A 22,273-nucleotide genomic window follows, 5' to 3' on the forward strand; every position below is an offset into this window, starting at 1 on the left:
CTATGCGGGCGCGGTTCAGGCCGTGTCTCGGGAGGGCCCGTCGGCTTCACTCGACCAAAGTGCTTTCGGTCGGCGGGCCCAGTCAAGGTTTCGGCTGTCACCACCTCATGACTTCCCTTACCTGAACCGTCTGGTCCACATCGGCCACACCAGGCCTACACGACTCATGATGAGTGCGGCCGGGTTGTCCACGACGCCAGCAGCTGCGCGGCCTCGCCGGTACGCAGGTGGTCGTCGCTCTGTACGGCCCGCATGTCGGCCAGCACCCCGGTCAGCTCACCGACCGCGCCCGCCACGTCGCCGCCGCGGTGGCGCAGTTGCGCGTGCAGCTGCCGGGCGCGCATCGCCCGCGGATGGGCGTGCCCGAACACCTCCTCGACGACCGTCTGCAGCTCTGCCAGGGCCGCCATGCCCGCCGCCGGATCGTCGGCCAGGCCGGTCCAGTAGGCCAGGTTGGTGCGGAACGTCAGCGTGGTCGGGTGCCGCGGCCCGAGCGCCCGTTCGGCGTCCTGCGTGGCCACGCCGAACTCCTCGACGGCCGCAGCCGGCTGCCCCGCCAGGCCGCGCCAGTACGCCAGGTTGTGCCGGGCGGTCAGCGTGTCGTGGTGCAGCGGCCCGTGTACCGCGACCAGCCCCTCCACCGCCCGCTGGTACGTGTCGACGGCCAGATCCGCGTCCCCGGTCTCGCCGATCCACCGCCCCAGATCAGACAGCGTGCTGAGGGTGTCCGGATGGGACGGGCCGCGCCGCTGAGCCAGCTCGTCCGCCAGCGCCGTGAACCATTCCCGGGCTCCGGCGGGGTCGCCCGACATTCCCCGGCACAGCGCGACGTACCGCCGCGTCGACAGCGTCAGCGGATGATCGTCGCCGAGCACGGCCGCGGCCTGCGCGTGCAGCGGCACCATCTCCGCCAGCGTCGCCGCGGGCGCGCCCAGCTCGAACGGCTGCAGCGCCGCACGCTGCCGAATCCACAGCGTGTCCGGATCGTCCGCGCCGAGCAGCCGCTCGGCATCGCGCTGCAGGACGGTCAGCTCGGTGAGCGCCGCCGCGGGGTCGCCGAGCTCGCCGACGGCCTGGGCCCGCTGCGCGGCCAGGAAGATCACATCGCGGTGCTCGCCGCCGAGCCTCTCACGGGCCTGCGCGAGCAGCTCGTCCGCGGCGTCGCGGGCCGCGCCGGTCCGGCCCAACGCCATCAGGTGCTCGGCGAGCCGCCGCAGCACCGGATGCATGCGCTGGTGCCACAGGTGTTCGCCGACCGCCCGGCGCAGCGCCAGCAGGCTGTCGTAGAGCGCGGCCACCGGCAGGCTGTGGTCCGGGACCGCCCATGCCTCGTCCAGGGCGTCCGCGGCGGCGCGGGCCAGCGCGGGCAGCTCGGTGTCCGGGACGGACTCCCGGACCGCCCGCTGCACCAGGGCGTGCATCGCCACCGTCGACGTGTCGTGGGTGAGCAGGCTGAGCCGGTGCAGCGCACGCAGCGCCGCCAGCGCCTCACGCCGGTCCGCGCCGACCCGGGCCCGAGCCGCGCCGGTCAGCAGCAGGTCCTGCGGCACCCCGACCGGGGCCAGCAGCGCCACCAGCTCCAGCATCCGGGCCGCGGCGCCCGGCTTGGCCAGCGCGGCGGCGCGCTGCGCGGCAAGCTGCCAGGTGCTGGCCACCGTACGGTCGTGGCCGTCGGCGGGCGACGTGGGCGGGAACAGGTCGGCGAGCCGCTCCCGTTCGTCGTCGAGCATCCGCCGGTACGCCGGCACGCCGGTGCCGGTGTCGATGAGGAACGCCGCGGCCTGCGACAGCGCGAGCGGGAAGTGTCCCAGCGCGGCCGCCAGGCCGGCCAGCTCGCCGTCGGGCGGCGGCTCGCCCTGCCCGGCCGCCGGATCCAGCGACAGGCGATTACGCAGATAGTCCACCGATTCCGCGCCGCTGAACATGCCCACCTGCACGACGCGCGCCGCAGGGCGCAGCACCAGCGCGTCGCGGCGGCGGGTCGTCACGATGCTGCGGCCGTGCTCGCCGATCGGCCACAGCCCGTCCAGGTCCGCCGGGTCGTCGGCGTCGTCGAGCACCACCAGCCACGGCTGCGGCGTCGAGCGCAGCCACGCGACCAGCAGGTCGGCCTGCGTCTCCTCGTCGTGGCCGTAGCCGTCCGGGTGCGCCGCACGGCCGCCTGCGGCGGCGGGGGAGTCCAGCATCCCGCCCGCGACCGCCCGCCAGACACGGGCGTATCCGGCCAGCAGCGACTGCCGCGACGACGCAGACACCCACGCGAACAGGCCCCCGCAGCCGCGCGCCCGATGAAACGCCGCCGCCGCGAGCTGCGACTTGCCCGACCCGCCCGGCCCTGTCAGCAGCACCTGGCGCACCGTGTCGTCGCGCAGCGCGTCGTCGATGGCCGCGGCCAGCTCCGGGCGCTCGCGCAGCGAGGCGGCGTCGCTGGGCGGGCGGCCGACCACCAGTTCCGCCACCGGGCCCGCGGCCGCGGCGGGGCGTACGGTGGTGCGCTGCTCGTGCGCGGCCCGCCACAGCTGCCGCCACCGCTGCAGCGACTGGCCCGTCGCCGACCCGCCGGTGGCCGTCTCGACGGCCTGCACGAGCGCGTGGACCTGTTCGAAGTCGCGGGGCACGGAGCGGCCGTTGAGCCACTCGCCGAGCCGGCGGGCGTTGACGGCGATGCGCCGCCCGGACGGCAGCGCGACGTTGCTCGCCCGGCGGGCCAGCACCTCGTCGGAGGCGTCGGGCAGGCGGCGGCGCAGCTGTGCCAGCGCGGCCGTGAACGCGGTCCGGGGCGCGCCGTCCTGATCGTGCGACCGTTCCGCCATCGTGCCCGCGACCTCCCGTGTCCGCCGTCGGCCTGATTCTAGGCGTACCGATGTGGACGGTCGGCCCGCGCCGGTCACCGCACCGGCCCGCACCGGGGACCCGTCGGCAGCCTCGGAATGCCCGTGCTGACCAGGTCATTCGTCGGCGTATCGACACGGCGGCCGCAGCGGGCACCGGCGGCGTCCGGTTAGCGTCGGCGCGCCGGGGCACGGCCCCGGACAGCCAGGCGGGTTCGCGAGTGGAAGGCATCGGTGACCATGCGCACGCTGAGTCAGAAGGACCTCGACCGGCTGGTCCGGTCGAACCGCAACCTGAAGATCTCGCTCTGGGTCTTCTGCGTGGGGATGATCGGGGTGCTCTTCCTGCTCATCGCCAACAACGTGACGATGTCCCCGGCGTGCGGCACGGCGCTCGGCGTCGGCATCGGCGCGCTGCTGGTCATCCCGCAGCGGCAGCTGCTGTCCGAACTCGGGCTCAGCCGCCAGGAGGCCAAGCAGATCCTGCAGGACGAGCGCAAGCGCCGCCGGGCCGCCGGCAACTGAACCAGGGGGGACGGGGCGGGGCCCTCGTGGCGGCGAGGGCCCCGGCGCTCAACCGGGCAGCCGCAGGCTGACGATGCCCAGTTCCGTGCCGACGACCACATGCGTCGCGTCGCGTACGGCCACGCAGTTCACCGTCGCGTTGAGCCGGATGCGGGTGCCGCCGGCCGGTTGGGTGTCGGTCTCGCCCGGCGCGGCCCGCACCCACAGCGTCTGATCGGCGCCGCCGCTGACCACCACCGTGCGATCCCCGTGCCGGTCGATCGCGGCGGCGTGCACCCAGCCCTCGTGGCCGGTGAACGGCGCGCCGGCCGGCTCGCCGGTGGCGGCCTCCCAGGTCCGTACGGTGCCGTCGTTGCCCGCGGACACCACCAGCAGGCAGTCGCCGGCCTCACCCACCGCCACCGCGTTGACATGGGCGGTGTGTCCGGTGAGCGGCTCGCCGACGGGCTCGCCCGTGCGCGCGTCCCACAGCCGCACGACGTGGTCGTCGCCTCCGGACACCACCACCGGGCGGCCGTGCAGGGACGCGAACGCGACCGACCTGACGTAACCGTGGTGGGCGTCGATGGGCGCACAGCACAGCTCCTGGGTCTGCGCGTCCCAGATCTGCACCTTGTGGTCGTTGCTGCCGGACACGATCACCGGCCGCCCGTCCAGCCGCCCGAACGCGACCGAGTTGACCCAGCTGCGATGGCCGGTGAACGGCTCGCCGAAAGGCTCGCCGGTGGCGGCGTCCCAGGTGCGCACCGTGCGGTCGTCACCCGCCGACACGATGACCGTCCGACCTTCGACCTGCCCGAACACGACCGACCGGACCCCGTCCGCGTGCCCGGTGAACGGGGCGGCCAGGGGACGCCCGGTCGCCGCGTCCCACAGCCGTACCGTGTGGTCGGTGCTGCCCGACGCGACGACCAGGGCCCCGTCGAGGCGGCCGAACGCGATCGCGGTGACCGGGCTCAGATGCCCGGCGAACGGGGCCGCGACGACCTGGCCGGTGGCCGCGTCCCAGGCCCGCAGGGCACGGTCGGCGCCGCCCGCGATGACGATCGGCTGGCGGCCGAGCCGCCCGAACGCCACCGACCGCACCCCGCCGGGGGTCGCGTACAGGGTGCCGACGGTCTCCCCGGTGACGGCGTCACTGACCCTGACGCGGGCGTCCGCACCGCCGGCGATGACGATCGGCTGGCGGCCGAGCTGCCCGAAAGCCACCGACCGGATCGCGCCGGCGCCGGTGGCCGCAGCGCCGACGGGTTCGCCGGAGTCGGCGTACCAGACGCGCACGGTCTCGTCGTCGCTGCCGGAGGCCACCACGGGCTGCCCGTCGACGGCCCCGAACGCCACCGCGGTGACCGCATCCCTGTGCCCGGTCAGCGGCTCGCCCACCGGCAGGCCGGAGGCCGCGTCCCACAGCCGCACCGTGCGGTCGCCGCCGCCGGAGGCGATCACCGGACGGCCGTCGAGGTCGCCGAACGCCACCGTGTTCACGGCCCCCTCGTGCCCGAGCAGCGGCGGTGCTGCCGCGCGCCCGGACGCGGCGTCCCACAACCGGACGGTCTCGTCCGCGCCGCCGGAGGCCACCACGGTCCTGCCGTCGACGGCGCCCAGCGCCAGTGACCTGACCGGGCCGGTGTCGGTGGCCGGCTCGCCGACCGGCTTGCCGGACGCGGCGTCCCACAACCGGATGGTCTGGTCGTCGCCGCCCGACGCCACCACCGGCTGCCCGTCGACGGCCCCGAACGCCACCGCGGTGACCGCGCCGGTGTGCCCGGTCAGCGGCGCGCGGAACGGCTGGCCGGACGCCGCGTCCCACAGCCGCACCGTGCGGTCGCCGCCGCCGGAGACGACGATCGGCTGCCCGGCCAGGTCGCCGAACGCGACGGCGTCGACCGTGTCGGCATGCCCGGTGAACGGTTCGCCGACCGGCTCGCCGGACGCCGCGTCCCACAGGCGCACCGTGTCGTCCTCGCCGCCTGACACGATCACCGGCCGACCGTCGCGGGTGCCGAACGCCACCGACGACACCCAGTCGTTGTGACCCGTGAGCCGGACCCCGATCTGGCGGCCGGTGACCACGTCGGACACCTGCACGGTCCGGTCGTTGCCGCCGGACACCACGACCGGCTGCGACCCGCGGCGGCCGAAGGCCACCGCGTTCACATGGTCGACGTGCCCGGTGTACGGGTCGGTGACGAGCCGCCCGGTCTCGGCCGACCACACCTGCACGGTCCGGTCCTCACCACCGGAGACCACGATCGCGTCGTCGCCGAGCCGCCCGAACGCGACGGCCTTCACCCGGCCCGAGTGGCCGCTGTACGGGGTGTCGAACAGGCTGCCGGTGGCCGGGTCCCACAGCCGCACCAGGCCGTCCGTGCAGGCCGTCGCCACGACACCCTGCCCGCGCACGTCGCCGACCGCCACCGCGTACACGCCGCCGGTGTGCCCCGCCAGGGGCCGGCCCAGGACTTCGCCGGTGGCCGCGTCCCAGACCATGACCAGGTCGTCCTCGCCACCGGACACGATGACGGCCCGGTCGAACAACTGTCCGAAGGCGACGGTGCGCACCGGCCCGCGATGCCGGAAGGGGCGTCCGGGCAGGGGAAGCGCGGTCGCCGCGTCCCAGCGCCGCACGGTGCCGTCCCGGCCGCCGGAAACCACGACGGTCCTGCCGTCCAGCTGTCCGAACGCGACCGCGGTGACCCAGTCGGTGTGCCCGACGAGCGGCTCGCCGATCGGTCGCCCGGTGGTGGCGTTCCACAGGCACAGCTTGCGGTCACCGCTGGCCGACGCGACGACCGCCCGGCCGGCGACGTCGCCGAGCGCGACCGCGGTGACCGGGCCGCGGTGCCGGGTCAGCGTCTGGTGCGGCGGATGCATCCGCCACGAAGCCCAGTGCGTGGTCCACGGCAGCGGCAGGCCGCTGGCGGTGATGTCGTCGGCCAGGTGCGGGGCCCGCGCGCACCGGGCAGCGAGCTGCAGATAGGCGGCTCGCTCAGCCGGGTGGGCCTGCATCCGGGCGACCGCCCGCTGGTAGGCGTCGGCGGTCGCCCGCGCCTGCGGTGTCCGGACCCGGTGCAGCGCGGTCAGCAGCGGCTCGGCCTGGGTGTCGGTGAGCAGCCGCGGCTCGGCGAGCAGCGCGTCCAGACAGTCGGCCTGGGCGGCATGGCCCGCGATCGCGGCCGCCGTGTACGGGTGGGCCATGGCCCAGTCCCTGGTGCCGTCCGGCCGTCGCGGAACCCGGTCGACGAGCAGGTCGAAGATCGCCCGGTGGTCGGCCCTGGCGATCGCCGCGGCGTCGGCCTTGACGTCGCCGCTGTCGCGCAGCCCGGACCCCCTGCCGTCGCCGACGCTGCCCTGACGTTCGATGAGCAGATGCTCGGCGAGGGCCGCATGGTAGAGGCGGTACACGGAGCTGTTGCCCAGCCGCGACTCGATGATGTAGTAGCCGGCCTTCTCGAACAGCCAGTCCAGGTCGCGGTTGCTGCACGGGCGGCCGGTCAGCCGGGTGACCAGGCGCGGCCACAGGTCCTCCCACGGCAGCCCGGACGCCTGCGCGTACGCCAGCGGCAGCAGCAGGTCCCGAGCCTTGGCGGCCTCGTCGCCGAGGCGTTCGTCGAGGTCGCCGCGCATCGCGCCGGCGGCCTCCCGCGGCAGCGAGGCCTGCCAGGCCGCGTCGTACGGATCGGCCACCAGCTCGCCCCGCAGTGCCAGGCTGCGAGCGGTGATCAGGGCGACGAGGAAGGAGTCGCCGGCCGCGGCGGCGACGGCGTCGACGACCGCGCCGAGGTACTCGGTCCGCTGCCCCGCGTACGGCGACGCTTCGACCAGCCGGGTCAGGCACGAGTGCACGTACTGGTGCAGGCTGGGCTGGTCGGCGTAGCGGGCCCGGTCGAGGTTGATGACGTCGACCGGCGTGCCCAGCGGGCCGATCAGGTGCCGGCGGGTGCCGATCAGCAGGCGCAGCGGGGTCCGGCGGGCTGTTCTGACCAGCGGCGCGAGCACCTGCTCGACCATCGCGATGCCGGTGACCGTGGTGTCGCCGAGCTCGCCGGCGGCCTCGTCGACGCCGTCGATGACGACGACGACGGGCTCGGTCCGGTTGCGCAGCTGCGCGATGAGCTTGCCCGGCGAGTCGACGGCGGCGATGTCGTCGATGCCGCAGGCTTCGGCGAGCCCGGCGAGCAGGCCCACCGGGGTCAGCCCGCGGGCGTGGATGAACCGGTCGATCGACTCCCGCGGGGGGACGGTGTCCGGCGGCAGCACGTGCACGTCGGGCACCCGGGCGCTGCGGCCCGGGTCGGCCAGCGTGTCCAACCGTGCCAGCAGCGCCGACTTGCCCGAACCCGGATCGCCGGTGATCACCAGCGTCGGCGGGTCGGCGTCGGCGAGCCAGGCCGAAGCCCGCCGCAGTGCCGCGTGACGGCCGGTGAACAGCCACAGGTCGTCACGGTCGGACAGCGGGTCCAGGCCCTGCCCGATGCGGGCGGTCCGCTCCCGGTCGGTCCGGCGTGCCTCCTGCTGCAGCCGCAGCTCGCGGGTGCGCACGTCGAGGTCGGAGTACCACCGGCTGTACTGCCGGTTCGGGAAGAACTCCCCGGACCGCTCCCCGAAGTAGAACAGGCGGGCCTGCTGGCTGACGGCCCCGCCTGCCGCCGCGTCGGCCAGTTCCGCGTTCACCTGGGTGATCAGCGGCTCCAGCGGGAGGAACGGCACCTCGTGGCCGGCGATCGCCCGTTCCTGAACCGAGCGGGCCAGTGCCTGGGTGAACGTGCCGACACCCGCCTGCTGGTAGTCGCGGGTCGAGACGATCACCGCGATGGCGGGGCCGCCGGCCGTGCGCCGCAGCCGCTCGACGAACCCCACCGCGCCGGCCGCCAGCGCACCGCCTGCCGCGCCGGCGTAGCAGGTGTCGAGCACGAACAGCAGCCGCTGGCCGACCATCTCGCCGGGCGTGTCGCTGTCGAGCACCCGGCCGGTCAGGTCACCGGCACGCAGGAAGCTGAACGACCGGTCGGCCGTGGCATCGGCCATCGGCAGCAGTAGATCGGTCTTGGACGCCGCGACCTCGCCGTGCCCGGTGTAGTAGACGGCGATCATGTCGTCGGCGCGGCGCTCGGGACTGCGCAGGAAGGCCCGCAGCCGCCCGGTGAACTCCACCGCGCTCAGGTTCACCCCGAAGTCCTGCACGACCTGGTAGTCCAGGCCGGTGAACAGGTCGGTGGCGCGTTGCAGCTCGGCGACGAGTTCGGGCAGGTCGATGAGGTTGGTCGAGGGGGCGTACTCGGTCGTCGCCGCGCCGATGAAGTACCGCCGCACCGCCGAGCGGTCCTCCGGCCCGTTCACGGGCGGCCGGCGAGCAGTCCCGCGGCCACGGCCGCGCCGGTCTCGCGATCGGACAGGTAGCGCTCCACCTGGTGGGCCGCCATCCCGTTGCTGATCTCCAGGTCGCGGACGCGGTCGCCGTACACGGTGCGCAGCACCGGCTGCAGGGCCACGAAGTCACCCGAATCGGTGATGTTCACCCAGCGCTCGACCTCGGGCCAGGCGGCCGTCGACGGCTGCAGGCGGTGGGTCACCAGGTGCGGCACGCCCAGCGGCGAGCCGAGCGTCACCAGGTCGGTGACCGGCCATTCGGGATGGGCGCAGAGCGCCTCGTACGCCACGACCGAGCCCAGCGAGTGGGCCACCACCACGCGGGTGTCCTCACCGATCGCGGCCGCGAACCGCTCCTGGGCCGCCGCGCGCACGGCCGGGTCGGTGAAATAGGCCGTGACCTGCTTGAGCCACCACACGAGCAGGCGCTCCGACGCCTGGGCCAGGAACCGTGCGCCGGCCAGCGCCAGCAGCGCCTTGCGGGCCGAGTTCCGCGGGCCCAGGGTCCGCGCGTCCGGGGCGACCACCCCGGGGTCCACCCGCGCCGCCGCCGCCCACCACTGCATCAGCAGGTCGGCCTCGGGGCCGGAGTCCACATCGTCGGCCGTCAGCGGCGGGATGTCGCCGCTGAGGCGCTTTCCCGGCGGCCGGAACACGTCGCCGTAGAACACACAGGCCACTTCGGAGTCGGCCAGCCCGACGGCGGGGCTCCGGCCGGCCTGGACGGCGTTGTCCAGCCCGCCCTGCAGCGCGGGGATCCAGCGTTCGGCCATCTGCGGCCGGCTGGCGTACGTGTTGAGGATGCCGTGTACCGCTGCTACCCGCGCCATCGGTCAAACCTATCGATCGGGGACAACATCGCGCCGCCGCCCGCGACTGTCGGGAACGCGACGTTGTCAAGGTGGTTCACCCGCTCGCGGGGTGCGGCTGAGCATGGCGCGTGTCGATGGCGCGAGCCGGTCCTCCGTCGATATGCTCGCCGGGGGCCCGCATGGCGTCTCCGTGTTCCGCCACCTTCAATTCCGCCACCGTCAACCCTCGGCTGGCCGTCTTCCGCGCGGAGCCGCCACGTGCAGATCAGCAGACCCAGTTTGGACGCCGTCCCGCTGGGACCCTTCCGTGACCTGGTAGACGCCCTGCACGAGCTCTATCTGCGCGCCGGTTGCCCGTCCGCACGAATGGTCAGCACCAGCATCTATCACGACCGGTCGCTGGAGGTCGTCTCACACGAGACCTACCGTGCCGCGCTACGCGGCGCCTACTTGCTCTCGTGGCCGAAGTATCACTCGATTATCGTCGATCTCAACAAGCGCACCCGGGCCCAGCGGAACGAGACCGAATTGGTCGCCGAGTTCCAATCACTGTGGGTCCGCGCGCAGGGGGACAGCCAGCGACCGACTCGTGCGGGGGAGACGACCACGGTGCCGAACTCACGCGCCGGGCGCGGCGTACCACCGCCGTCGCCCCGACCCGACTCGGCCGTGTCCTGGCCGGTGCAGAGCCTGCCCGGCCGCAACTCGTCCTTCTTCACCGGCCGACGGGCCGCCCTGGCCCGCATCCGCACCGCGTTCGAGCAGCACGCGCACACGACGGTCGTGCTGCACGGGGTCAGCGGGGCCGGCAAGACCCAGCTGGCCACCGAGTACGCGCACCGCTACGGCGAGAGCTACCCGATCGTGTGGTGGGTGCGCTGCGACGACGTCGACCAGGCGCGGGCGGGCATGGCGGAGCTCGCCGCGCGGCTGGGGCTGGGCAACGGCTCCCCGGGCGACCGGTCGCTGGCCGAGCTGCGCCGCTACCTGGGCTCTCCCGAGGTGCCGCACCTGCTGATCTTCGACGACGTGAACGGCGACCAGGAGCGGGCGATCCGCGACCTGCTGCCGACCGGCGGCGGCCACGTGATCCTGACGACCACCGACCGCGAGCTGCCGTACGACACCACGATGCTCGAGGTCGAGGTGCTCGACTTCGCGCCGGACGAGGCCAGCGAGTTCCTCTCCCGGCGGCGGCCCGGCATCACCGACGCGGAGATCGCCGACATCATCGGGCTGGTCGGCCGGCTGCCGCTGGCCCTGGACATCGCGGCGCTGGGCGACCCGGCCGCGCTGCAGTCGCAGTACGCACCGTCGGAGCCGGTCGTCACCGCGCTGACCGTCGCGCGGCAGGAACTGAGCGCCGAGCACCGGGAGGTGTGCGACCTGTTCGGCTGGTTCGGTCCGGCCCCGGTGCCGATCGCGCTGCTGCAGCGGGCCGGGGCGGGCATGGCGTCGCCGCTGGGCGCGACGTTGCGCAACCGGGTCGAGCTGCGCCGGGCGCTGCGCGCGCTGGCCAACTACGGCCTGATCCGGCTGGGTGAGCTCCAGGTCGAGATGACGCAGCTGGCCCGGCAGGCGCTGCGCAGTATCCTGCCGGCCGACGCCGATGCGCACGCCCGCCATCAGGTGCACGAGATCCTGGCCCGAGCCGGCCTCGGCCCGCCGGGGGTCGCCCCGGCCGGTGAGTACCGGGAGATCGGCCGGCACGTGCAGCCGTCCCGGCTCGTCGAGTCCGCCAACCCTGACGCGCAGCGGCTGATCGCCGACCAGATCCGGTTCCGGGCCCTCGACGGCGACCTGACCGGGGCCGCGGACCTGGCCCGCCAGGCCGTCGCGGCTTGGCAGCAGCCCGGCTTCCTCGGCCCGGACCACGAACTGGTCCTGTCGGTGCAGGTGGAGCTGGCCGGCACGCTGCGCGGGCTGGGGCAGTACGCGCAGGCCAGAACCCTGGCCGAGGATGTCGTACGCCGGTTGCAGGCCAGCCCGGCGCACGGGGCCGATCACGAGCTGACCCTCGCCGCCGTGGCAGGCGCCGCCACCGACCTGCTCGTGGCCGGCGACTACGCGCGGGCCGTGACGGCCAGCCGGGAGAACTACGACCGGTCCCGCGACGCCCTCGGCGCAGGGCACGCGCGCACCGCGGACAGCCGCCGCCGGCTCACCGCCAGCCTGCGCCACGCCGGCGCCTACTCCGAGGCCGCGGACCTGGACCTGCGCGACTTCCACCGGCTGGAGGCCGATGACACCGCCGCCACGGTGCGGGTCGCGTTCGCGCTGGCCGAGGACCAGGCCGGGCTCGGCCGCTACGACCAGGCCCTGGAGCTGCTGGACCGTTACCTGCCGCTGGGCAGCCGCCTGCTCGGCGACGGCGACCTGGGCATGCTGGCCGCGCGCCGGACGGCCGCGGTGGCCAGGCGCCGCCTGGGCTGGCCGCAGGCGCTCGACGAGCTGGCCGAGCTGTACGTGCGCTGCGGCGAGATGCTCGACGGCTCCGACGCCCACCTGCTGTCGGTGACGGTCAGCTACGCCAACGCGCTGCGGGACGCCGGTGTCACGTCCCGGGCGGAGCGGCTGGTCATGAACGCCGTCGAGATCTACCGGGACAAGCTCTCCGACGATCACCCGCTGACCGCGGTGGCCCGGGTGAACCTCGCCGCCGTGCAACGCGCCCGCGGGCTCTGGTCGGCCGCGCGGGAGACCGGACGCCACGCCGCGGATCAGCTCAACGTGATGCTGGGCGCGGATCACCCGTACTCGATCGCGGCGGCTGTCAACCACGCGACCGATCTGTCGCTGACCGGTGACCGGGCCGGGGCGGTGAAGGCGTCCCAGGCGGCGTACGCGACCGCCGCGAAGGTGCGCGGCCCCCAGCACCCGGAGACGCTCGCGGCGGGCACCAACCTGGCCCTGGACCTGATCGCGGTCGGCAGACCCGACGACGAGCTGCGTGAACAGATGCTCGCCGGCTGGCAGGAGCTGCTCGGCGAGCACGAGTTCGTCGCCCGCTGGGCGCGTGGCTCACGTGTCGAATGCGATCTCGACCCGATTCCGATCTGACCTGCCGGCGTGATTTGTCCGGCTGGCCTTTTTGTCACCTAGATGAACCTGAATGATCGCCAAACCTTGCCAAACCCGTGCCAGGGGCAGGCGTTCGACTAGACGGTCGTGTTCCACTCTGTCGCAGTTGGAGCTTCACATGTCGAACCGCGACATGGCAGGACGACGTGGCATCGCTGTCGCAAGCAGATCCACGTCCTCCGCTCCTCAAGCGAAAGGACCCTGGTGAGCACCGTACCGCCCGTGCCGACGCGGCATCGCCAGCCGCGGCAAGAGAGCACTCCACGACGTTCCCGGCGTAATGTGAGCCAGCGCTGGACTCTGGCGGGCCTCGCGGCCGTTATCCTCGCCCTGGCCACCCTCGTCACCGCTCTCGCCGGCGGGTTCCGCACCGTCGTCATGACCGTGCTGGAGGCATTGAGCATGACGAGCTGACGTCACCGCGACGCCGTCGTCCGAGCAGGTGCGGTCGTCGTCACGGGCCGCACCCGCTCGGCGGGCAGCATCGTACGTCGATCTGACCCGCTGGCCCGATTTGGCCATCTAGCCTTTTTGCAACCCAGATGACCCTAAATGATCGCCAAACTTTGCCAAACCCGCGCCAGGCAGCTGCCCGCATCGCGCCCGGATGATTAATTTGGTGCTGGGCGCGCCGTCTGGCACGCGAAGCCGTCCGCGCGGCGTGCCTGCCGTGCGGCAAGGTCGATGGGAACCGTAATGGTCAAGGCTGAAACGATCTCCGAGCCTCCGGTCGCCGTCTGGTCGCCGCTGGTGGATCTTTCGGATCGTCCCCTGCTTGATGCGATCCAAGGTGGTGACGACGCCCTCGCGAGGGCGGCCCGCCGGGTGATCAGCGCGCTGGACGACCCGGACGGGATCATCTCGGCCTTCCAGTCGTTCACCTCGTGACCGTGCTGTCGGTCGGCGGCGCTGCGGCGACGCTGCGGCAGGCACAGCGCGCGGCCGCGCCGTGGCCGTACGCCGAGCTCGATCCGGAGCGGCTGCGCGCCGCCGGCTGGCGGCCCACTCCGATCCGCGACCTCATCCTCAAGATCCACCAGCGGTGCAATCTCGCCTGCGACTACTGCTACGTCTACGAGTCGACCGACCAGACCTGGCGCGACCGGCCGGCGGTCATGGCCGACGAGATCTGGCAGGCCGCGGTCGACAACCTGGCCCGCCACGCCACCACGCACGGCCTGCGCCGCGTCCAGGTGATCCTGCACGGCGGCGAGCCGCTGCTGTTCCGGCTCGACCGCATCGAGCGGCTCGTCGGCCACCTGCGCGCCCGGATGCCCGAGGGCACCGAGACCCGGGTCGGCATGCAGACCAACGGCGTGCTGCTCACCCGGCCCGTGGTGAGCCGCCTGGTCGACCTGCGCATCGCGGTCGGGGTCAGCGTGGACGGCACGGCCGAGGACCACGACCGGCACCGGCGCACCCACGCCGGCCGGGGCAGCTTCGCCGCCGTCGCCCGTGCCCTGGACCTGCTGCGCGAACCCGCCAACCGGCCCGCGTACGCCGGGATCCTGACCACCGTGTCACCCGACACGGACCCGGTGCGCACCTTCGAGACGCTGTCCGCGTTCGAGCCACCGATGATCGACTTCCTGCTCCCGCACGCGAACTGGGGCGAACCGCCGACCCACGCCCGCCCCGGCGCGACCCCGTACGCCGACTGGCTGATCGCCGTGTTCGACCGCTGGTACGGCCGCAGCGAACCGGTCCGGATCCGGCTGTTCGACGACATCCTGGCCCTGCTGCTGGGCGGCGCGAGCGGCTCCGAGCAGGTCGGCCTCAGCCCGGCCGGCATGCTGGTGGTGGAGTCCGACGGGGCCCTGGAACAGGTCGACGCGCTCAAGTCCGCCTACCCCGGCGCCGCCGCCACCGGCCTGGACGTGCGCCGCGACGAACTCGACGCGGTGTTCGACGACGCCGGTGTGGCCGCCCGCCAGCTCGGCCCGCAGGCCCTGTCCGGCGCCTGCCTGTCCTGCCCGGTCGTGCGCGTCTGCGGCGGTGGCCACTACGCCCACCGCTACCGCCCCGGCGAGGGCTTCCTGAACCCGTCGGTGTACTGCGACGACATGCGCCGGCTGATCGACCACGTGTCCGCGCGCGTCGCGGCGGACCTGCAACGCGCTGCCGCTTCGGAGAAACGATGACGACGTTCCACGAGTTCGACCCGGACCAGTTCGCGGCGCTCGCCCGCGGTGACGGCGGCCCGCAGGCCATCACCGCGTTGCGGGCCGCGCAGCTCAGCCGCCACCTGCTGCTCATCGGGCACCTGCTGCGCCATTGGCCGGGCAGCACCGCCGAGCGCGACGCCGTCGCCGACACCCTGGAACGGGCCCGCCGCGCCGCGCCGGACCGGTTCGCCCATGTCGTGGGCGCGCCGCTGGTCGGCTCGTGGACCGGCATCGTGGTCCGTGCCACCGAGCGCGGCGTGGCGGCCGCCTCCGACTTCGGGCAGCTGTGCGGCATCGCCGCGGTCGCCGCCGCGGCCGCCGGCGTGCCCGCGGACCTGCCGGTCCCGGTGCGCGACGGCATGGTGTCCGTGCCCGGGCTCGGCGCGCTGGCGGTCGGCGACGCGGCGAGCGCGCGGCTGATCGCCGACGGTGGCCGGCTCACCGTCGCCGCCGAAGACCGTCAGGTGCCGCTGCCCGGCGGGTTCGCACCCACCGGGACGGCCTGGACGCAGCACACCGCCGGTGCGCCCGTGCCCGGGTGGCTGCCCGTCCACCGGCTGGCGGCGGCAGGCGCGCCCGGCATCGCCCTCGACGACGTCGACCCGTACCGCCACGGCCACCACGCGCCGCCCGCCGGCCGGCTCGACGACACGGAGGTCGCCCACTGGCAGACGGTGTTCGCGCAGGCGTGGGCGATGCTGGCGCGCCGGATGCCCGGCCGGGCCGCGGAACTGGCCGCCGGGTTGCAGGTCCTGGTGCCGCTGGCGCAGACCGACCCGCACTCGGCACGCAGTGCCACCGTCAAGTACGCGTTCGGCGCGTTCGGGCTGACCCGTCCCGGCTCCGCGGCCGACCTCGTCGTCACGATGGTGCACGAATTCCAGCATTCCAAGCTCAGCGGCATGCTCGACCTCGCCCCGATGAGCGACCCCGCTGACACCCGCCGGTTCTTCGCGCCGTGGCGCACCGACCCGCGCCCGCTGGCCGGGCTGCTGCAGGGCGTCTACGCGTTCGTCGGCGTCGCCGACTCCTGGCGGGCGCTGCGCGCCGAGGACGGGCTGTCCGACCTGGCCAGTGCCCGGTTCGCCGAGGCGCGGCTGCAGGTGGAGCGGGGGCTGGGCGCGGTGGAGGCGTCCGGGGCGCTCACCGACGCCGGGCTGCGGCTGGTCGCCGGGCTGCGTGAGCGCACGGACGAACTGCTGGCCGAGCCGCTGGACGCGGCCGTGGTCGCCGCGGCCGAGGAGGCGCTGAGCGACTCGCACCGCCAGTGGCTCGACCGCAACAAACAGCTCGTAGCCGGATGACCGCACGCCGGCAGCCCGCCGCCGTGACGGTGGCGGGCTGCCGGCCCGGCGTTGCTCAGGTCGGGGGCGGTTCGATGTCGCCCTCGGTGCGCTCGTCGCGTTCGATCGCCTCCACCTCGGGGTGGGTCGCGCCCAGCGACTCACGCAGCGCCTGCAGCGACGTGCGCCGCAGCCGGTCCGCTTCGGCGGTGCGGCCCACGGCACGCAGATCGTGGGCGAAGTTGATCCCGCGCATCAGCAGATACGGGTGCTCGGCACCGTTGCGGGCCTCGTGGCCGCCACCGGAGAGCATCTGGCTGACCTCGTACATCTTCTCCGACAGCTCGCACGCCGCGGCGTGCTCACCGGCCAGTGCGAGGTCGGTCGCGAACGACACGCCCGCGCACAGCGTGTACGGGTGGTTGGGCCCGAGCACCTCGCTGAAGTCGGTGTAGCAGGACTCGCCGAGGGCGCGCGCCTGGTCCCGCTCGTTCATCGTGCGCATCAGGATGGCCTGGTTGACCTTCGCGGCCAGCGTCAGCGGGTGACGCTCGCCGAAGTACTCGTTGTAGCGCGCCATCGCCTCGTCAAGTAGCTGCGCCGCCTCGTACGTGCCGCCGACCTGGCGCAGCACGTTGGCGTAGCTGACCGCGGCGGCGTTGGTGAACTCGTGCGTGTCGCCGAACCGGGACAGGGCGCGTTCGAAGTGCTCGCGCAGGATCCACCGGGCGTCGTCGAGGTAGCCGAGCTTGCGCAGCAGGATCGCGTACGTGCGCTCGGCCAGCAGCACCTGGCTGCTGCCCGCGCCCAGCGCCTCGGCCAGCGGCTCGCGCCACTGCTGGATCCAGTCCAGACCCGCCCGGTAGGCGCCCAGGCCGTAGTAGTTACGGGCCTGGTTGATGTAGGCCGCCAGGGCGCGCGGGTCGGTGCCGCCGGTGTCCTCCCAGTGGTTGGCGATCTCCCGGTCCTGTTCGAAGGCCTTGGCGAAGTCGCCGATCATCCGCAGGTCGACGGCGAGGTTGGCCTGCGCCCGCAGGGTGTAGGCCTCGGTCGCGTTGAACACCCGCCGGTGGCGCTCCAGCGACGCCGTGTCGAACTCCAGCGCGTCGTTGTAGCGGCCGGCGATACGCATGTCCCAGCCGACCTGGTTCGCGTGGATGAGGGTGAATTCGTGCATCTCGCCCAGGCGCGGGCTGGCGCACATCCGGTCGTAGGTTTCGCCGGCCAGGTCGGCCGCCTCGGTGGCCTTGCCGAGCACGCGCAGCGCGTTGGCCATCATGCTGCGGGCCCGCAGCGTCGACAGGCCGTTCGGGCCCAGCCCCGGGTCGTCGCTGGGCTTGGACCAGTGCTCGGCCGCCTCGGTGGCCAGCCGCAGGCTGTTCTCGTAGTCGCCGATCAGCCAGAGGTACCGGGTGTGGTCCAGCACCGTCTTGATCGCGCCCTCGTCCTCGGAATAGATCATCTGCGCGCGGTCGAGGTGCGGGCCCAGCTCCGCCTGCACGTCCAGGCCGCCCAGCTCGTCGGGGTCGCCGGGGTTGGCCTCGGCGAGCAGCCGCTGGGTGTTGCGCAGCGTGTCCTTGGCCCGGTCGGGCGGCAGGATGTCGCGCAGAATGTCCTGGACCAGGCGGTGCACCTGGATGCGCTGCGCCGGGTCGACCTTGGCCAGACCCCGGTTGTTCAGGTCGCGCACCACGCGGCTGAGCTTGACCGGATCGTTGAGGGTGCTGCGCAGCGGCTCGGTCACGTCGGCGGACCGGCCCCGGCTGAGCAGGCTCTGCGACACCGGCTCACCGGACAGGAACGACAGCAGCTCGAACAGCTGCGCGCTGGCCGGGGCCGTCTCCCGCAGCGTCTCGCTGGCCAGCGTGACGAACGCGGTCACGGTCACCGGGTAGCCGTAGGGCTTGGACTCCGACAGCAGGTCGGTGCGGCTGTGGCTGTCCAGCAGCTCGATGTACTCGCTCACCGGCATCGCCGTCGACCGGCACCACAGCGCCGCCTGCTCCAGCGCCAGCGGCAGGTCACCGAGCTTCTCCGCCAGCGCGTTCGCCTCGCCCGGACGCATGTGCAGGCCGCGGCCCTCGAGCATCTGGATGCTCTCCTCGCGCGGGAACACGTTGACCTCGATGGGCCGGCCGACCGTACCCCACTCCGGGTTGCGGGTCGTCACGATGACGTGGCCGCCGGTCGCGGGCAGCAGCGGCTTGAGCGCGTCTGGGTCGTCGGCGTTGTCATACACGAGCAGCCACGGCACGCGCAGGCCGGCGAGCGCGTCGAGCACGGTGCGGGCGGTCTGCTGCCGGTCCTCGGTCACGGTCAGGCGCAGCGTCTCGGCGAGCTGGGTCAGCGCGCCGAGCACGGTCGCGGTGCGCTCGGCGGGGATCCACCACACCACCTCGTAGTCGTCCAGGTGGCGGTAGAGGTATTCGACGACCAGCTGCGTCTTGCCGACACCGCCGAGGCCGTGGATCGTCGGCGGCAGCACGGCCGCCTGCGCGCCGCTGCTGAGCACGTCGGACAGCTGGTCCAGCAGCTCGTTGCGGCCGGTGAAGTTACGGTTGCGGATCGGCACGCCGCCGCCGACCACCCGGGTCTCCGAACGCCGGGAACTCGGCGTGCGCGGCGAGGGCGGGGTGAACGCGGGCGGGCCGGCCAGCGGGCCCGCGCCGCCGCGCAGCAGCACCAGCTCCGCGAGGTCGACGCCCAGGCCGCCGGCGACGGTGTCCACCCACGTGCGCAGGCCGTCGGCGATCGGACCGGTCAGCAGCTCCGACAGCCGGCTGGCGAACGCCAGCACCTGGGGCACGCCGTCCTCGGGGATCGGCAGGCCCTCCATGATCCGGATGGCGCCGGCCGTGTCGCGCCAGGTGCGCATCGAGTACAGCTGCTCGGCGCCGCCGAGGCCGTCGACGGCTTCGGCGACCTGGTTGGCGGCGAGGTTCGACAGCAGGCTGCGCAGGTGGTCGCGGTCCGGTCCGGACAGCAGGCCCGGGCTCAGCTCGGCGACCGCGGCCTGGATCGCCGACGTGTCGCCGACGTGCTGATCGGCCACGATGCGGGCCAGCACCCGGAGCCCGCCGGAGCAGGCCGCGGACGTGTTGACCAGGCTGGACATCTCGTGGCGCACATCGTCGAAGCGCTTGACCCGCAACGTCCGCCGCAGTTCCAGCCGCATCTGCTCGATGAGCTGATCGCGGACGTTGGGATCGGCGAGTTCGGGCACGCGTACGAGCATTTCCACGAGGTTTTCGAGCGTGCCTCGGGTTCCCACCGTTTCGGCCATGGCACTCATTTCAGCTGTGAACCGACACCCGTAGCGGATCCTATCCGACCGCGACCGACGAACAAAACATCGGAACCGGTGAATCGCACCTGTCGGGTGGTCGGTAGAACGACAGGACGAAAGGGCTCCCCAGGGATGCTTTAATCGATACATATAACATATGAGGGGGGCCGTCCGTGCAGAACGGCGCCGAGGCGCGACGCGGTGAGATCGTCACGTTCTACTCCTTCAAGGGCGGCACCGGGCGCACCATGGCGGTGGCCAATGTGGCCTGGATCCTGGGCGCGGCCGGCAAGCGTGTGCTCGCCGCCGACTGGGACCTCGAGTCGCCCGGCCTGCACCGGTTCTTCCACCCGTTCCTCGATGTGAGCAGGCTGTCCTCGCTCGGCGGGGTCATCGACCTGATCCGCGAGTTCGACCACGCCACCACCCCCGACGAACCCCACGAGCCGTCCTGGTACGCCCACTACGCCCAGGTCGAACGCTACGCGACCCCGCTGCGCTGGACGTTTCCCGGCGGCGGCAGCGTGCACTTCCTGTCCGCGGGCCGACAGAACCGCGACTACGCCACCCAGCTCGGCGACCTCGACTGGGACGACTTCTACGAACGCCGCCACGGCGGCCGGTTCTTCGACGCGCTACGCGAGGACATGCGCCGCCACTACGACTACGTCCTGGTCGACAGCCGCACCGGGCTGACCGAACTCGCCGACATCTGCACCGCGCACCTGCCCGACACCCTGGTCAACTGCTTCACCTTCGCCGACCAGGCGATCAACGGCGCCGCCGTGCTCGCCCAGGAGATCTCGACCCGCTACCGCAACCGGTCCATCCGGATCCTGCCGGTCCCCATGCACGTCGACACCACCCAGCCCGCCCAGGCCCAGGCCGGGCGGACCGTCGCGATGCGCCGCATGGCCGGGCTGCCCGCGAACATGACCGAGGCGCAGCGCCGCCGGTACTGGACCGCCGTCGAAGTGCCCTACCGGCCCGCGTACGCGTTCGAAGAGGTCCTCGCCGCGCTCGCCGACCCGCCCGGCCTGCCCGGCACCCTGCTCGCCGCGTACTCGGAACTGGTCGCCCACATCACCCGCGGCGCGGTCACCGGCGCTCCGATCATGGACGAGGGCCTGCGGCGGCGCACCGCAGCCCGTTTCGTGCGCACCCCCGACCCCGCCGTCACCGAGGTGACCCTGCACTACGACGCCACCGACGCGGTGTGGGCCGAATGGGTCGCCGCGCTCTGCCACGCCGCCGGCCTGGCCGTCGCCGACCCGCACCCCGCGAACCCGGCCGCCCGCGCCCACGGACGGCGGCTGACCATCGTCTCCGCCGCCAACGCCGCGACCCTGGCCCGGATGACCCGCGACGAGCGCACCCCCGCCGCGAACCCGCCGCTGGCCGTGTACGTCGCCGACGTAGCCGACGTGCCCGCCTTCGACGCCGCGCACAGCGTCCGCGTCGACGGCGACGACGTCGTCACCGCCAGCACGAACCTGCTCACGCTGCTCGGCCACGCCGGCAGCGTCCTGGACGGATCGAACCCCCCGGTACGCTTCCCCGGCCTGCCCCCCATGATGTTCCGCATGCCGGCCCGCGACCCCGGGTTCACCGGCCGCGACGACGACCTGCGCCTGCTGCGCACCAGGCTGCGCGACCACGACGACGCGACCCTGCTGCCCGCCGGCGCGCGGGTGGCCGTGCAGGGTATGGGCGGCATCGGCAAGACCCAGCTCGCCGTCGAGTACGCCCACCGCTACGCCGGCGCCTACGACCTCGCCTGGTGGATCGACGCCACCGCCGACGTCACCGACCAGCTCGCCGCCCTCGCCCCGCACCTGGCCGTCGCCGCCCGGGCCACCTCCGCCGCCACCGCCCGGGCGGCGCTGGCTGCCCTCGAACGCGGCCGCATGTACCGCCACTGGCTCATCGTCATCGACGGCGCCGACGACATCGACGCCGTCGTCGGCCTGCTGCCCCGCGGCACCGGCCACGTCGTGGTCACCTCCCGCAATCCCGGCTGGGCCGAACACGCCGACCTGCTCGAAGTCGGCCTCTTCGACCGCGTCGAGAGCATCGCCCAGCTGCGCCACCGGCTGCCGACCATCCGCGACTCCGAAGCCGTGCAACTGGCCGCCTCCGTCGCCGACCTGCCCGCCGCCGTCGCCGCCGCCGGCATCTGGCTCGCCGACACCGGACGCCCGCCCGCCGACCTGCTCGTCGAACCCGGCCGCCTCGGCCCCGACCTGCACCTGACCTGGGACGCGTCACTGCGCCGGCTGCGCGACGAGACCCCCGCCGCATACCGCCTGATCGAGATCTGCGCCGTGCTGGCCCCCGAGATCCCACTGCACGTCGTGTACAGCGACGCGCTCGCCGGCACCCTCGCCGAAGTCGACCCCGCCGTCACCGACCGCTGGAAACGCGGCAAACTCCTGCAGACCGTCAACCGCCTCGCCCTGGTCCGCCTCGACGTACGCGGCCAGGACGCGGGCGGCGCACGGGTGCTCATGCACCCGGTCCTGCAACGGGTGATCCGGTCCCGGATGACCGAAGCCGACCTCGCGGCCTACCGCCACCACGCCCACATGGTGCTCGCCGCGACCCGGCCGCGCGCCGAGGTCGACGACCCGCGCTCCTGGACCGCATACGCCGCGCTGTGGCCGCACCTGGACGCCTCGGGCGCGGCCGAGTGCCGCGACCAGTCCGTCCGGCAGCTGCTCCTGCACCGGCTGCGCTACCTGCAACTGCGCGGCGACACCGGCGAGAGCCGGACCCTGGCCCGCCGGCTCGACGAGCTGTGGACCCGGGCGCTGGACCACACCACCGACCCCGCTTCGCGCGCCGCACTGCGCAGCCAGCTCAGGCACCTGCGCGAGCACACCGCGGCCCTGCACCACGACCAGTTCCCCGGCTGAGCCGG

At 73.6% G+C, this 22,273-nt stretch carries 11 protein-coding genes; 7 read left to right on the top strand and 4 right to left on the bottom strand.

Annotated features, from left to right (window positions below; translation table 11 throughout):
* Window positions 1-164: 164 nt before the first annotated feature.
* Window positions 165-2,813, bottom strand: a complete 2,649-nt coding sequence (locus tag F6W97_RS25775; protein ID WP_155372957.1) for a tetratricopeptide repeat protein — start codon at window positions 2,811-2,813, stop codon at window positions 165-167.
* Window positions 2,814-3,071: 258 nt separating this feature from the next.
* Here F6W97_RS25775 and F6W97_RS25780 point away from each other — a divergent pair, with 258 nt between their 5' ends.
* Entirely contained in the window at window positions 3,072-3,356 is a 285-nt protein-coding gene (locus F6W97_RS25780; RefSeq protein WP_155372958.1) for a hypothetical protein, read from the top strand.
* 48 nt (window positions 3,357-3,404) lie between these two features.
* On the opposite strand, the gene F6W97_RS25785 is transcribed toward F6W97_RS25780, so the two are convergent.
* Window positions 3,405-8,696 carry an NACHT domain-containing protein gene (locus F6W97_RS25785; protein ID WP_155372959.1) on the bottom strand — a complete coding sequence of 1,764 codons (5,292 nt, stop codon included), beginning with the start codon at window positions 8,694-8,696 and terminating at the stop codon, window positions 3,405-3,407.
* Entirely contained in the window at window positions 8,693-9,556 is an 864-nt protein-coding gene (locus tag F6W97_RS25790) for a hypothetical protein (RefSeq protein ID WP_155372960.1), read from the bottom strand. The genes F6W97_RS25785 and F6W97_RS25790 overlap by 4 nt, the downstream gene beginning before the upstream one ends.
* 240 nt (window positions 9,557-9,796) lie before the next feature.
* On the opposite strand from F6W97_RS25790, the gene fxsT (F6W97_RS25795) reads away from it, so the two are divergent.
* The 5 genes from fxsT (F6W97_RS25795) to F6W97_RS25815 all read left to right on the top strand — a co-directional run bounded on the left by fxsT (F6W97_RS25795) (window position 9,797) and on the right by F6W97_RS25815 (window position 16,088).
* Window positions 9,797-12,598 carry an FxSxx-COOH system tetratricopeptide repeat protein gene (gene fxsT / locus F6W97_RS25795; RefSeq protein ID WP_155372961.1) on the top strand — a complete coding sequence of 934 codons (2,802 nt, stop codon included), beginning with the start codon at window positions 9,797-9,799 and terminating at the stop codon, window positions 12,596-12,598.
* 225 nt (window positions 12,599-12,823) lie between these two features.
* The gene (locus F6W97_RS25800; protein WP_155372962.1) at window positions 12,824-13,033 is read left to right on the top strand and encodes a hypothetical protein; all 210 of its coding nucleotides are present in this window, start codon (window positions 12,824-12,826) and stop codon (window positions 13,031-13,033) included.
* Between the two features lie 282 nt (window positions 13,034-13,315).
* Window positions 13,316-13,507 (top strand): hypothetical protein, encoded by a 192-nt coding sequence (locus tag F6W97_RS25805; protein ID WP_155372963.1) that lies wholly within the window; start codon window positions 13,316-13,318, stop codon window positions 13,505-13,507.
* Window positions 13,504-14,760: an FxsB family cyclophane-forming radical SAM/SPASM peptide maturase gene (locus F6W97_RS25810; protein WP_230686958.1), complete on the top strand. Its 1,257-nt coding sequence runs from the start codon at window positions 13,504-13,506 to the stop codon at window positions 14,758-14,760. The genes F6W97_RS25805 and F6W97_RS25810 overlap by 4 nt, the downstream gene beginning before the upstream one ends.
* Window positions 14,757-16,088 carry an HEXXH motif domain-containing protein gene (locus F6W97_RS25815; protein WP_155372964.1) on the top strand — a complete coding sequence of 444 codons (1,332 nt, stop codon included), beginning with the start codon at window positions 14,757-14,759 and terminating at the stop codon, window positions 16,086-16,088. The genes F6W97_RS25810 and F6W97_RS25815 overlap by 4 nt, the downstream gene beginning before the upstream one ends.
* A gap of 55 nt (window positions 16,089-16,143) precedes the next feature.
* Here F6W97_RS25815 and fxsT (F6W97_RS25820) read toward each other — a convergent pair whose 3' ends face one another.
* Window positions 16,144-19,302, bottom strand: coding sequence for an FxSxx-COOH system tetratricopeptide repeat protein (gene fxsT, locus F6W97_RS25820; protein ID WP_196279312.1), 3,159 nt, complete (start codon window positions 19,300-19,302; stop codon window positions 16,144-16,146).
* Between the two features lie 224 nt (window positions 19,303-19,526).
* Here fxsT (F6W97_RS25820) and fxsT (F6W97_RS25825) point away from each other — a divergent pair, with 224 nt between their 5' ends.
* Window positions 19,527-22,268 (top strand): FxSxx-COOH system tetratricopeptide repeat protein, encoded by a 2,742-nt coding sequence (fxsT, locus tag F6W97_RS25825; RefSeq protein WP_155372966.1) that lies wholly within the window; start codon window positions 19,527-19,529, stop codon window positions 22,266-22,268.
* Window positions 22,269-22,273 lie beyond the last annotated feature (5 nt).

It is taken from the genome of Catellatospora vulcania (assembly GCF_009720385.1).
Lineage (GTDB): Bacteria > Actinomycetota > Actinomycetes > Mycobacteriales > Micromonosporaceae > Catellatospora > Catellatospora vulcania.